This is a genomic window from Microbacterium commune (assembly GCF_014836945.1).
GTDB lineage: Bacteria > Actinomycetota > Actinomycetes > Actinomycetales > Microbacteriaceae > Microbacterium > Microbacterium commune.
Genome location: NZ_JACSPX010000001.1, coordinates 1,934,295 through 1,947,327 on the forward strand (window position 1 = coordinate 1,934,295; position 13,033 = coordinate 1,947,327).

Here is a 13,033-nt window from a genome sequence, read left to right on the forward strand (position 1 = left end):
GTCAGTTCGCTCCAGAGAACTCGGCGCGGCGGGCCACGATCCAACGGGCGAGCGCGTTGACCGCGAAGGTCACGACGAACAGCACGAGGCCGGTGGCGATGAGGGTGTTGACACCCGTGTCGTGCGCTTCGGGGAAGGCGAGGGCGATGTTCGCGGGGATCGGCGTCGGGTTGGTGGCGGTCAGCACGAGGAAGCTGTAGACCGCGGCGGGGGAGAGCACCATGGTCACAGCCATCGTCTCGCCGAGGGCGCGGCCCAGCGCCAGCATGACCGCCGAGACCATGCCGCCGCGCGCGAACGGCAGCACGGCCATGCGCACCATCTCCCAGCGCGTGGCGCCGAGTGCGAGGGCCGCCTCTTCGTGCAGCTTCGGCGTCTGCAGGAACACCTCGCGGCAGATGGCGGTCATGATCGGGATGACCATGACCGCGAGCACGACGGCGGCCGTCATGATCGTCTTGCCGGTCGAGGAGACCTGGCCGCCGAAGATCGGGATCCAGCCGGCGTTCGCGTTGAGCCAGGCGTACACGGGCTGCAGCAGGGGTGCGAGCACCAGTCCGCCCCAGAGGCCGAAGACGACCGAGGGCACGGCGGCGAGAAGGTCGATGATGTAGCCCAGCACCCCGGCGAGACGGCGGGGCGCGTAGTGCGAGATGAACAGCGCGATGCCGATCGCGATGGGCGTCGCCATGAGCAGGGCGAGGAACGACGCCCAGACGGTTCCGAAGGCGAGCGGCCCGACGTACTCCCAGAACGAGCGCCCCTCGAGGATGTGGTTGTCGCTCGTATCGGGTGCGAAGGCGGGCAGGCTCTGGATGATGAGGAACGCGGCCACCGCGGCGAGCACGACGAGGATGATGATCCCGGCGCCGAGGGCGCTGCCCGAGAACACCCGGTCGCCGAGGCGCTGCCTGGCTCTGATCGGGGCAGGCGGCGCCTGCCTGGTCGTCGTGCTCATGGTCTCCGTTTCGGGTCGAAGTGCGTATGAGGGCTGACCCTCCGGTGCCCCCGCGTCGGATCGGACGCGGGGGCACCGGAATCAGCTGGTGAAGATGGGTCAGCCGACCTTGATCGTGTCGATCGCGGCGAGGACCTTCTCGCGCAGGCCCTCAGAGATGGGGGCGCTGCCGGCGTTGTCCGCAGCGGCCTGCTGTCCGTCCTCGCTGGCGACGTACTCGAAGTACGCCTTCACGAGCTCAGCGGTGTTCTGGTCCTCGTACTGCTCGCAGGCGATCAGGTAGCTGACCAGGGCGATCGGGTACGAGCCGGCAGGCGCGGCGGCGGGGTCGACGTCGAAGACGAGGTCGGCGTCTCCGCGACCCTCCTCGAGCGGCGACGCCTCGACCAGTGCAGCGGCCGCCTCGGCGGAGTACGCGACGTACTCGCCGCCGACGCCCACCTTGACCTGGCCGAGCTCCTTCGTCTGCGAGGCGTCGGCGTAGCCGATCGCTCCGTTGCCCGCCTTGATCGCCTGGACGACGCCCGAGGTGCCCTGAGCGGCTTCGCCGCCCTGGAGCGGCCACACGCCGTCGGCCTCGTCGGTCCACACGTCGGGAGCGGTCGCGTTGAGGTACGCCGTGAAGGTCTCGGTCGTGCCGGAGTCGTCGGAGCGGTGCACGGGTGAGATCGCCAGGTCGGGAAGCGTCACGCCCTCGTTCTGCGAGGCGATCGCCGCGTCGTTCCAGTTGGTGATCGTGCCGGCGAAGATGCCCGCGATCGTCTTCGCATCGAGGTTGAGCTCGTCGACGCCCTCGAGGTTGAAGGCGACGGCGACGGGCGAGATGTACAGCGGCACCTCGACGATGTTCTCGGACGAGCAGGTCTTGAACCCGTCGCCGAACTCCTCCAGCTTGAAGGCGCGGTCGGAGCCGATGAAGTCGCTCGCGCCGGCGATGAAGTTCTCGCGGCCGGTGCCCGATCCGGTGGGCTCGTAGTTGATGGTGACGCCGCTGTTGGCCGTCTGGAATGCCGCGACCCAGGCCTCCTGCGCCGAGCCCTGCGACGAGGCGCCGGTGGCCTTGAGGGTGCCCTCGAGGTTCGACGCGGCAGGCGCGTCGCCGTTGTCGGAGGCGGGAGCTTCGTTCGCGGCGCAGCCGGCGAGTGCGAGGGCGGCGACAGCGCCGACGGCGCTGAGACGAGCGATGCGGGTGATCTTCACTGTGGATCCGTTCGATCGGGGAATGTGTATGGCCCGGTGCAGGGCACACAGTGACGTTAGGAGGGCCGGTTAACGAGACTCTCCCCGTGAGGTGAACGGGAGGTGAACGAGGGGCGGACAGTGCGCGCCGCACCCTCGGGCGTCAGTGTCAGACCTTCGGCTCGTGGGTCTCGATCGAGATGATCCCGGAGCCGGGGTTGGTGGCGGACAGGTGCACGACCGAGAACGCCGCGACGTTCAGGGCGCTGGCGCTGTCGATGTAGGACCCGGGGACGGTTCCGGTGGCGAGGGCGAGCTCCGACAGGATGCCCGGAAGCACCGGGCCGTGGCTGCACAGCACCGTCGCCTTGCGCGAGCGCACGCGTCGTCCGATCACCGAGCGCACATCCGCGGTGTCGGCATCCCACGCATCCTGACTGAGCTTCGGGGTCAGGCGGGCCATCCGCCCCAGCTTGCGCTCGAGGGGCGCGACCGTCTGCGTGCACCGCACGGCGTCGCTCGTGACGATGCGACGCACCCCGAACGCGCGCAGCGGGCCGACGATCGCCTTCGCCTGCCGCAGTCCCCTGTCGGTGAGCGGCCGAGCGGCGTCCGCCTCGTGCCAGTCCGCGCGGGCGACCGCCTTGGCGTGCCGCAGGGCGATGATGGGGAAGGTGCGCAGCACGCCGTCGTCGACGAGCCGGATGAAGTTGTCGAGGATCTCGACATCGACCGGATAGCTCAGGTGCTTGCGCGCCTTCTTCAGGCTCACCCACTCGACGCCGGAGATCTCCCCGTTCGGCACGAACGACGAGGCGCGGATCGCGGCGTCGGTCGCCTCCGCAGCCCAGTAGTGCACGACCTTCTGCCGCTTCGGACGCATCCAGTACCTGCTGACGCCGACGGGCACCCCCAGCGACACCTGGATCCCGGTCTCCTCGCGCACCTCGCGCACGGCGGTCTCGGCGAGCATCTCGCCCGGGTCGACCTTGCCCTTCGGCAGCGTCACATCGCGGTACTTCGTGCGATGGATCAGCAGCACCTTGAGCTTGTCGTCGACCATCCGCCAGACGATCGCGCCCGCCGCGTAGACCGCCGAGTCGCTCATCGGATCGCGCGCTTGCTGCGTCGCCGGCGGCCCTGCACGCTCGCCATCGTCAGATCCTGCAGGTCGAGCAGGGGCTGTCCGTCGGCCTCGGCGACCCGCTTCCATTCACCGCCCTCGCCCAGATGCCAGGAGTTGGTGCGCGGGTCCATCGCGAGGTCGAACAGGTCGTGCAGCTCCTGCAGGTGCGCGGGGTCGCGCAGGCGCACCAGCGCCTCGACGCGACGGTCGAGGTTGCGGTGCATCATGTCGGCGCTGCCGATGTAGACGATCGGGGCTCCGTCGTTCTCGAACATGAACAGCCGGGAGTGCTCCAGGTAGCGGCCCAGGATGCTGCGCACGGTGATGTTGTCGCTCACGCCAGGCAGATCGACGCGCAGGCTGCAGATGCCGCGCACCCAGACATCGATCTTCACCCCGGCCATGCTGGCCCGGTACAGGCCGTCGATGATCTCCTCGTCGACCATCGAGTTGACCTTGATGCGGATGCGGGCGGGCTTGCCGGCCTCGGCGTTCGCGCGCTCCGCGTCGATGTGCCGCATCAGGCCCTTCCGCAGATGGCGGGGGGCGACGAGCAGGTGCTTGAACTTCTTCTCGATCGCGTAGCCGCTGAGCTCGTTGAACAGCCTGGTCAGGTCCTTGCCCACCTGCGGGTCGGCGGTGAACAGGCCGAAGTCCTCGTAGATGCGGCTGGTCTTCGGGTTGTAGTTGCCCGTGCCGATGTGCGAGTAGTGGCGCAGCGCGCCCTCTTCCTGGCGGATGATCAGCGCGAGCTTGCAGTGCGTCTTCAGCCCCACCAGGCCGTACACCACGTGCACGCCGGCCTTCTCGAGCTTGCGCGCCCAGACGATGTTGTTCGCCTCGTCGAAGCGCGCCTTGACCTCGACGAGGGCGAGCACCTGCTTGCCGGATTCGGCCGCGTCGATCAGGGCCTGCACGATCGGGCTGTCTCCCGAGGTGCGGTACAGGGTCTGCTTGATGGCGAGCACATGCGGGTCGCGGGCCGCCTGCTCGAGGAACGCCTGCACGCTCGTCGCGAATGACTCGTACGGGTGGTGCACGAGCACGTCGGCCTTGCGGATCGCGCGGAAGATGTCGGAGCGCTCGTTGCTGTCACCCGGCTGGAACGCCACGGCCGTGGTGGGCAGATGCGGCGGGTACCGCAGATCGGGTCGGTCGAGGCGCCCCAGATCGAACAGCCCGCGAAGGTCGAGCGGACCGGGCAGCCGGTAGACCTCCTGGTCGGTGATGTCGAGCTCCCTGATCAGCAGCTCGAGGGTGATGTCATCCATGTCCTCGGTGATCTCGAGGCGGATCGGCGGGCCGAAGCGGCGTCGCAGCAACTCCGCCTCGAGCGCCTGGATGAGGTTCTCGCTCTCGTCCTCCTCGATCTCGACGTCCTCGTTGCGGGTGAGGCGGAAGGCGTGGTGGTCGAGCACCTCCATGCCGGGGAAGAGGTCGCCGAGGTGGTTGGCGATGAGCTCCTCGAGGCGGATGAACCGGGTGATCGGACTCCTCCCTGGCACCTCGACGAAGCGCGGCAGCATGGTGGGCACCTTGAGGCGAGCGAAGTCCTGCCGCCCGGTGCGGGCGTTGCGGATGCGGATCGCAAGGTTCAGCGACAGCCCCGAGATGTACGGGAACGGGTGCGCGGGGTCGACGGCGAGCGGCATGAGCACGGGGAAGACCTGCGCCTGGAAGTACTCGCCGAGGGCGCCGCGTTCGGCGTCGGTGAGGTCGTCCCAGTCGGTGATCTCGATGCCGGCGTCAGCGAGCGCCGGGCGCACGAGGTCGTTCCACACAGCGGCGTGGCGCAGCTGCAGAGCGTACGCGTCCCGCGAGATGTCGCTGAGCACGTCGCTGGGTGACCGGCCGACGTTCGTCGGCACGGCGAGCCCGGTGAGGATGCGGCGCTTGAGCCCGGCCACCCGCACCATGAAGAACTCGTCGAGGTTGCTGGCGAAGATCGCGAGGAAGTTCGCCCGTTCCAGCTCGGGCAGCGACGGATCCTCGGCCAGCTCGAGCACGCGCCGGTTGAAGGCCAGCCAGCTCAGTTCCCGGTCGTGGTAGCGGTGGTCGGGCAGCACCGCGTCCGGAGCCTCGTGCGCATCGAAATCGTCGTCTTCGGCATCCCCGAGGCCGGTGTCGACAAGGGCGGGTTCCATCATGGGGTACATCTTTGCATCCGCGGGTGCCCGAAGAGCGAACTCAGACGGGCGCGGTCGGGGCGTCGTCGTGCAGATTGAAGCGGTAGCCCACGTTCCGGACGGTGCCGATGACCTGCTCGGCGTCGCCGAGCTTCGCCCGCAGACGCCGCACGTGCACATCGACTGTGCGCGTGCCGCCGAAGTAGTCGTATCCCCACACGTCGCTCAGCAGCTGCTCGCGGGTGAAGACCCGCGACGGGTGCGTCGCCAGGAAGTGCAGCAGCTGGAACTCCTTGTAGGTGAGATCCAACGGCTTGCCGTGCAGCTTGGCGGAATACGACTGCTCGTCGATCGTGATGCCCGAGGCCTGCACGTGGGCGGGTTCCGATGCGTCGGCGCGCGCGAGCGCCAGCCGCAGTCTGGCGTCGATCTCGGCGGGGCCCGCCGTGCACAGCAGGACGTCGTCGAACCCCCAGTCCGACGCGATCGCGCTCAGGCCGCCCTCGGTGACCACCAACAGGACGGGGATGTCGGAGCCCGCGGTGCGCAGCAGCCGGCAGGTCGTGCGCGCCGCGACGAGATCGATGCGCGCGTCGACGATCACGACGTCGCTCTCGGGCAGGTCCAGCAGGCGGGTGGTGTCGAGCGGGTGGTGCCGGATGCTGTGCGACAGCAGTTCGAGCGCGGGCAGTGCCGGATCCCCTGGGGGAGCGGAGGTGAGTGCCAGCACGAGGACCACGCGTCAATGCTAGTGGCGAGTGCTTCTCAGATGACGGGCTGCCCGAGGCGGGCATCCCGGATACCCGCAGGTGCGGCCATTACGATGTCACCATGTCTGAACCGGCCCTCGCCCCGCGCAGCGCCTTCCGCGGCATGGTCGCGGTCTGGATCGCGTCCCTCGTGGTCGCGGTCGCCCTCGGCTTCGTGCTCCCCGAGGAGGACAGGGTCGGCTGGCTGCTGATCGCCTTCGGCGCGATCGTGCTCGTCTCGTTCGCCGTTCAGCTCGCTCACGGTCGCGCTCAGGGCTTCATCGTCCGGATGGCCGGCAGTGTGGTCGGCGCGCTGATGATCATGGGCGCGGTCTCCGGGGTGTTCGGTCTCGCCGCGCTCGCGTCCGCGCTCTGACCTGCCCCCTCCCCGGCTCCGGAGGGAGGGGTAGAGTAAGGGCATGGACCTCGTCGCGCTCGAATTCTTCTTCCTCGGCCTGCTGGGGCTGGCGAGCCTCGCGATCGCCTTTGTCTCCGGCGTCGTGCTCGTCAACCTGTTCCGCGGCCAGCGCTGATCAGACGCCGTCGTGATCGAGCTGCCCACCGGCCTTCCGGCTGATCTCGCGCCGCTGTCGTGGCTGCTCGGGGTCTGGGAGGGCACCGGCGTCATCGAATACACCGCGGGTGAGCGGCGCTACCAGGGTGAGTTCTCGCATCGCGTGAGCTTCAGCCACGACAGCGGTCCCTTCCTGAACTACGCCGCATCCGCGACGTTCCTCGGCGCCGAGGGCACTGACGAGCCCGTCGCCCTCCTCGCCGAGACGGGGTTCTGGCGCCTCGAGCGTCCGCGCACGGATGCCGACCCCGGACCCGCACTTCTGCCGCCCACCGCCGCGCCGACGCCGCGGACCGTCGACGACGTCGAGGCGCTGCGCACCGACGACGGGTTCCCGCTCCAGGTCTCGGTGACGCACTCCGACGGAACGCTGGAGCTGTATCTCGGCCGCATCGCCGGTCCCCGCATCGACATCGCGACGGACGCCGTCGTGCGTCCGGCCGGCGCGAAGGCGTACTCGGCCGCCACGCGCATGTACGGGCTGGTGGATTCGCACCTCCTCTGGGCGTGGGACATCACGGCCCTCGGTGAGACGCTCAAGTCGCACGCGTCGGCTCGCCTGGCGAAGGTCTGACGTGGCGACGTTCGACGGCATCATCGGCGCCGTGCGCGAGGGCGATCTCATCGCGCACTTCGGCAACCCGCTCATCGAGCAGCGACGTCTGGCGTCCGGTGAGGCGCTCGCGCCGCTCACCGACCGGGTGCTCATCGAGGTCGCCGGCGAGGACCGGCTGACCTGGTTGGACTCGATCACCTCGCAGTCGGTGGCTCGGCTGCGAGCCGGCGACAGCACCGAGCTGCTCGTGCTCGACCCGCAGGGTCGGGTGGAGCACGCGGCGGGCGTGCTCGAGGACGGCTCGTCGGTCTGGCTGATCGTCGACGACGGGGACGCCGAGAAGCTGGCGGCCTGGCTGCAGCGGATGGTCTTCCGCTCCCGGGTCACGGTCACGCCGCGACCGGATGCCGCGCTCGTCGGCTTCTTCGCCGGCGGCGCCGCCGAGTCGCGCACCACGGCATCCGCCCCGAACGGCGTCCCGCTGATCTGGCGCGATCCGTGGGCTCACGTGCAGCCCGGCGGTCACCAGTACGCGGCCGAAGCCGGTCATCCCGCCGCGGACTACTCCTGGAGCATCGCCGTCGTCGACGACGCGGGCTCCCTCGCCGGCCCGTTCGCGGGGGCGCTCGCCGCCGAGGCGCTGCGTATCGCGGCGTGGCGGCCGCGCTGGGCGCGTGAGGTCGACGACCGCAGCATCCCGCACGAGGCCGACTGGATCCGCAGCGCCGTGCATCTGAACAAGGGCTGCTACCGCGGGCAGGAGACGGTCGCGAAGGTGCACAACCTGGGGCACCCGCCGCGCCGTCTGGCAGCGCTGCTGCTCGACGGCAGCGACGTCGTGATGCCGTCGCCGGGCGACGCGGTGCTGGCGGGGGATGCCGAGGTCGGCCACATCACGTCGGTCGCGACGCATCACGAAGACGGCCCGATCGCCCTGGCGATGCTGTCGCGCCGCGCGCCGGTGGGCGAGCTGGTCGTGCGCGCGGGGGAGACGCTGATCGCCGCAGCGCAGCAGGTGATCGTTCCCGCCGACGCGGGCGCCACCGCCGACGTGCCGCGTCTGACGCGTCTGTCCCGCCGCCCCGCCGGCGAGGACCCCCGGCACGCGCGCTGAGTCCGACGTCCGGTCAGTCGCTCGGGGCGACGCTCGCCCACGGCACGGTGAGCTCTCCGAGACGCCAGCGCGACTTCGTGCCCTGGATCGCGATGCCCTGCGCCTTCAGAGCCGACACGGCCGCGAGCCAGCGCTGCACGGGGCCGAAGGTCGACAGGGGAGCCGCGCGCTCCCATTCGCGATCCAGCGCGGTGAGCAGGTCGTGGATGCGCTCGCCGCGCACGTTGCGATGGATGAGCGCCTTCGGCAGCCGCTCGGCGACGACTCCCGGATGCTCGAGCTGCGCCAGCCGGAGTGAGATCGTGAACCTGACCGGCCGGCCCCGGCCGGTCACATCGACCCAGCTGGCGATGCGACCGATCTCGTCGCAGGTGCCCTCGACGAGCATGCCGCCCGGAGCGAGCCGGGACGCGACGCGCTGCCACGCGTCGGCCACCTCGGCCTCGTCGTACTGCCGCAGCACGTTCATGGCCCTGATCACCGCGGGGCGCCGGCCGTCCGGCACCGGCACCTCGAAGCCGCCGCGCGCGAACGACACGGGAAGGTCGGCCGCGAACGGGGTGCGCCCTGCCCGCACCTCGTCGAGCTGTGCGCGGGCCGTGGCGACCCGGTCGGGGTCGATCTCGAGGCCCAGCACCTCGGCATCCGCTCGCGCCTGCCGCAGCCTGGTCGCGAGCTCGAACGCGGTGACCCCGCTGGCGCCGTAGCCCAGGTCGACGACGAGAGGATCGGATGCTCTGCGCAGCGCCTCCGACGCTGCGATCCACCGGTCGTTGCGCCGCAGCCGATTCGTGCCCGTCGTCCCTCGTGTCGGCTGCCCGAGAGGTGCGCTCATCCTCCTATCCTCCCCCTACTTCCACCTCGCTCGCACTCCACACGTGCAGTCGAGGGCGGAGTGACGTTCCCGGCGCGAGCATCGGGGAGGGACCCGCGAAGCGGGAGGGGCACCCGTTCTGCGAGCGCGGGGAATGTCACGCAGCCCGCCCCCGCAAGCAGAAAAGATAGTCTGGACCCATGACCCGCACTCTGATTCTTCTGCGTCACGGCCAGAGCGAATGGAACCAGCTCAACCTCTTCACGGGATGGGTGGATGTCCGCCTGACCGAGCAGGGCAAAGCCGAGGCCAGGCGCGGCGGCGAGCTGCTTGCCGAATCCGGGCTGCTGCCCGATGTGCTGCACACGTCGCTGCTGAGCCGCGCGATCCAGACCGCGAACATCGCGCTCGATGCGGCCGACCGTCTGTGGATCCCGGTGACGCGCTCGTGGCGCCTCAACGAGCGCCACTACGGTGCGCTGCAGGGCAAGGACAAGGCGCAGACGCTCGAGGAGTTCGGGCCCGAGCAGTTCCAGCTGTGGCGCCGCTCGTTCGACGTGCCGCCGCCCGCGCTGGCGGACGACAGCGAGTTCAGCCAGGTGCACGACGCCCGCTACGCGGACATCGACGGCGAGGTGCCGCGCACCGAGTCGCTCAAGCTCGTCATCGATCGTCTGCTGCCGTACTGGAACGATGCGATCGTCCCCGACCTCGAGGCCGGCAAGACGGTCCTCGTCACTGCGCACGGCAATTCGCTGCGCGGCCTGGTCAAGCACCTCGAGGGCATCAGCGACGACGACATCGCCGAGCTCAACATCCCCACCGGCATCCCGCTGGTCTACGAGCTCGACGACGACAACGTGCCCACCGGTCCGAGCCGCTACCTCGATCCCGAGGCCGCCGCAGCCGGAGCGGCCGCGGTCGCCGCGCAGGGCAAGAAGTAGCCTGCGCGGGCCCGCACATCGTCGAGGCCCCCTCCGATCCACGTGGATCGGAGGGGGCCTCGACGGTCAGCGGGGGCCGATGATCGCGGCGGATGTCAGGACGCGGACGGTCCTGGAGCGATCTGCGTCGACTGCGCCTCGGCCGCCAGCGCGATGTCCTCCTCCTGAACAGCCCAGTCGCCGGTCGCGAGGTACACGACCTTCTTCGCGACCGCGACGGCGTGGTCGGCGAAGCGCTCGTGGTACCGGCTGGCGAGCGTCGCGTCGACCGTCGCGGTCGCCTCGCCCTTCCAATTGTCGCTGAGCACCTTCTCGAACACGCTCGCGTGCAGCTCGTCGACGTCGTCATCGGCGTTGCGGATCTCATCGGCGAAGCGGAGATCCTGGGTGCGCAGCAGGTCGGCCAGCGTGCCGGCGATCTGCACGTCGAGCTCTCCCATCCGGCGGAAGGTGCCTTTCAGCCCCTTCGGGATCGCGCGCTCGGGGAAGCGCAGGCGCGCGAGCTGGGCGATGTGCTCCGCCATGTCGCCCATCCGCTCGAGCGATGCGCTCACGCGCAGGGCGGTGATCACGATGCGCAGATCGCGGGCGACGGGCTGCTGGCGAGCGAGGATCTCGATCGCCCGCTCGTCGAGCGCGACGGCGAGCTCATCGATCTTCGCGTCGTCGGCGATGACCTCCTCGGCCAGCGCAACGTCGCTCTCGGCGAACGCGGTGGTCGCCTTCTGGATCGCGACCGTGACCATGTCGGCGATCTCGGTGAGCTGCGACTGCAGCTCTTCGAGGGACTGGTGGAACACTTCGCGCATGTCGGCGCAACCTTTCGTCGGGGGGTTCGGCACAGCATGCCGGGGCACGCGCTCGCGCGGCAGGAACGATTGTCCGGGTCGAAGGTTAACGAACGGTGCCGGGAACGTGAATACTAGCCTCTCCTCCGCATGGCCACGCGGTGTACGTCGGGTGACCGACACCGCGACCTCTACTGTGGAGGCATGGATTCCGCTCAGCTTGCGCTGTTCGCCCTCGCTGTGGGCGCACTGATCGGGGCGGGCACCGTGCTGCTGGTCGGCTGGGCGTACCGTGTGCGTGCCATCGCTCTGCAGGAGACCTCGTCGGTCGTGCCCGCAGGTATCGGCGACGTGCTCGCCGGCATGGATGACGCGGCCTGTGTGCTCGACGCCTCGGGCCTCGTGGTCGCCACCTCGAATGCGGCGACGCGCTTCGGGATCCGCGATGGAGCGGTGCTCGAGAACGGCGAGCTGCGGCGGCTCGTGCGCGGCGTGCGCGACAGCGGCGCCAGCGCCACCGAGACGCTGCGGCTCACCGGGGGCGCCTCGCTGGATCCGCGTCTGGTGTCAGCGCGAGCCAGCTCGGTCGGCCCGCAGCTCACCCTGCTCGTCATCCGCGACGTCACCGAGCGCGAGCGCCTCGATCAGATGCGCACCGATTTCGTCTCGAACACCAGTCACGAGCTGAAGACCCCGGTGGCATCGGTCAGTCTGCTCGCCGAGGCCATCGAATCGGCCGCCGACGACGCCGAGCAGGTGCGTATCTTCGCCGCGCGCATCTCGGCCGAGGCATCCCGTCTCGGTCAGCTCACCGGCCGCATCCTGAGTCTGTCGCGTCTGCAGGCGGCGGAGAGCCTGTCGCAGGTCGAGCCGGTCTCGATCGACGAGGTGGTTGCGGCATCGATCGAGGCGCACTCCGTGCAGGCGGATTCCGCCGGCGTCGAGCTGAGCCGAGGCGGTGAGCGCGGGGTGTGGGTGCGCGGCGACGCGCAGGTGCTGATCGAGGCGGTCGGCAACCTCGTCGCCAACGCCATCGTCTACTCGCCGCGCGGGTCGCGCGTCGGCGTCGGCGTGAAGGTCGACGCGGACGTCGTCGAGATCGCGGTGACGGATCAGGGGATCGGGATCTCGGATGCCGATCGCGAGCGCATCTTCGAGCGCTTCTACCGTGCCGACGAGGCGCGCTCGCGGCGCACCGGCGGAACCGGGCTCGGACTGTCGATCGTCAAGCACGCGACCCAGCGGCACGGCGGCGAGGTGCGCGTGTGGTCGCGACCCGGCCGAGGGTCCACATTCACGATGCGGCTGCCGCTCGCGAGCGCCCCGGAGAGCGTCCTCGACAAGAAGTCGAAGAGGAAGACCAAGAAGAAGCGCGCGAGCGGGGATGCCCGCACGCGCGACGCCCGAAACGGAGAGTTCGCATGACCCGCATCCTGCTCGTCGAGGATGAGCCCGATCTGGCCGATCCCCTCGCCTACCTGCTGCGTCGGGAGGGCTACGAGGTGGAGATCTGCGAGGACGGCCCCGGCGCGCTCGCCGCGTTCCGCGAGCGCGGCGCCGACATCATCCTGCTCGACCTCATGCTCCCCGGCATGGCGGGCACCGAGGTGTGCCGTCAGGTGCGGCAGAGCTCGCGCGTGCCGATCATCATGCTGACCGCGAAGGACTCCGAGGTCGACATCGTCGTGGGGCTCGAGCTCGGTGCGGACGACTACATCACCAAGCCGTACTCGTCACGCGAGCTGCTGGCGCGCATGCGCGCCGTGCTGCGTCGCGTCGTGCAGGTCGAGGCGGAGCTCGACGAGCGCGTGCTGGCGGGCGGCAGGGTCACGCTCGACATCGACAGGCACACGGTCGCCGTCGACGGGGCGGAGATCAACATGCCGCTGAAGGAGTTCGAGCTGCTCGAGGTGCTCATGCGCAACGCGGGCCGGGTGCTCACGCGCGGTCAGCTCATCGACCGCGTCTGGGGCAGCGACTACTTCGGCGACACGAAGACCCTGGATGTGCACATCAAGCGCATCCGCTCGCGCATCGAGCAGAACCCGGGCGACCCGGTCATGCTCGTCACCGTGCGCGGCCTCGGCTATCGCTTCGAAGGCTGA

The 13,033-nt window shown here is 69.8% G+C and carries 13 protein-coding genes; 6 read left to right on the top strand and 7 right to left on the bottom strand.

The genetic code is table 11. From position 1 onward, the window contains the following. Nucleotide 1: 1 nt before the first annotated feature. The 5 genes from pstC to H9633_RS09055 form a co-directional block, all read right to left on the bottom strand. Nucleotides 2-958: a phosphate ABC transporter permease subunit PstC gene (pstC, locus tag H9633_RS09035; RefSeq protein WP_191712841.1), complete on the bottom strand. Its 957-nt coding sequence runs from the start codon at nt 956-958 to the stop codon at nt 2-4. Between the two features lie 99 nt (nt 959-1,057). Then, the gene (locus tag H9633_RS09040) at nt 1,058-2,158 is read right to left on the bottom strand and encodes a phosphate ABC transporter substrate-binding protein PstS (protein ID WP_191712842.1); all 1,101 of its coding nucleotides are present in this window, start codon (nt 2,156-2,158) and stop codon (nt 1,058-1,060) included. 148 nt (nt 2,159-2,306) lie between these two features. Beyond that, nucleotides 2,307-3,245, bottom strand: a complete 939-nt coding sequence (locus tag H9633_RS09045; RefSeq protein ID WP_071642669.1) for an NUDIX hydrolase — start codon at nt 3,243-3,245, stop codon at nt 2,307-2,309. Then, nucleotides 3,242-5,410 (bottom strand): RNA degradosome polyphosphate kinase, encoded by a 2,169-nt coding sequence (locus H9633_RS09050; RefSeq protein ID WP_071642690.1) that lies wholly within the window; start codon nt 5,408-5,410, stop codon nt 3,242-3,244. Before H9633_RS09050 ends, H9633_RS09045 begins: the two co-directional genes overlap by 4 nt. 40 nt (nt 5,411-5,450) lie before the next feature. Next, the gene (locus H9633_RS09055) at nt 5,451-6,128 is read right to left on the bottom strand and encodes a winged helix-turn-helix transcriptional regulator (RefSeq protein WP_143187177.1); all 678 of its coding nucleotides are present in this window, start codon (nt 6,126-6,128) and stop codon (nt 5,451-5,453) included. A gap of 92 nt (nt 6,129-6,220) precedes the next feature. Between H9633_RS09055 and H9633_RS09060 the strand changes: the two genes are divergently transcribed. The 3 genes from H9633_RS09060 (at nt 6,221) to ygfZ (ending at nt 8,382) form a co-directional block, all read left to right on the top strand. Continuing rightward, nucleotides 6,221-6,514 carry a hypothetical protein gene (locus tag H9633_RS09060; RefSeq protein ID WP_071642668.1) on the top strand — a complete coding sequence of 98 codons (294 nt, stop codon included), beginning with the start codon at nt 6,221-6,223 and terminating at the stop codon, nt 6,512-6,514. A gap of 169 nt (nt 6,515-6,683) precedes the next feature. Further along, nucleotides 6,684-7,286, top strand: a complete 603-nt coding sequence (locus H9633_RS09065; protein WP_191712843.1) for an FABP family protein — start codon at nt 6,684-6,686, stop codon at nt 7,284-7,286. Between the two features lies 1 nt (nt 7,287). Then, a complete protein-coding gene (ygfZ, locus tag H9633_RS09070; RefSeq protein WP_191712844.1) occupies nt 7,288-8,382 on the top strand; it encodes a CAF17-like 4Fe-4S cluster assembly/insertion protein YgfZ in 1,095 nt (364 codons plus the stop codon). A gap of 13 nt (nt 8,383-8,395) precedes the next feature. Here the strand turns inward: ygfZ and H9633_RS09075 are convergent, their stop codons facing one another. Continuing rightward, a complete protein-coding gene (locus H9633_RS09075) occupies nt 8,396-9,217 on the bottom strand; it encodes a class I SAM-dependent methyltransferase (RefSeq protein ID WP_191712845.1) in 822 nt (273 codons plus the stop codon). Nucleotides 9,218-9,396: 179 nt separating this feature from the next. Here H9633_RS09075 and H9633_RS09080 point away from each other — a divergent pair, with 179 nt between their 5' ends. After that, a complete protein-coding gene (locus H9633_RS09080; RefSeq protein WP_191712846.1) occupies nt 9,397-10,140 on the top strand; it encodes a phosphoglyceromutase in 744 nt (247 codons plus the stop codon). Nucleotides 10,141-10,235: 95 nt separating this feature from the next. On the opposite strand, the gene phoU is transcribed toward H9633_RS09080, so the two are convergent. Beyond that, nucleotides 10,236-10,949, bottom strand: coding sequence for a phosphate signaling complex protein PhoU (gene phoU / locus H9633_RS09085; RefSeq protein ID WP_191712847.1), 714 nt, complete (start codon nt 10,947-10,949; stop codon nt 10,236-10,238). A 183-nt stretch (nt 10,950-11,132) separates the two neighbouring features. Between phoU and H9633_RS09090 the strand changes: the two genes are divergently transcribed. Together H9633_RS09090 and H9633_RS09095 are read left to right on the top strand one after the other, a co-directional pair. Further along, nucleotides 11,133-12,353, top strand: coding sequence for a sensor histidine kinase (locus H9633_RS09090; protein WP_191712848.1), 1,221 nt, complete (start codon nt 11,133-11,135; stop codon nt 12,351-12,353). After that, nucleotides 12,350-13,033: a response regulator transcription factor gene (locus tag H9633_RS09095; RefSeq protein WP_191712849.1), complete on the top strand. Its 684-nt coding sequence runs from the start codon at nt 12,350-12,352 to the stop codon at nt 13,031-13,033. The genes H9633_RS09090 and H9633_RS09095 overlap by 4 nt, the downstream gene beginning before the upstream one ends.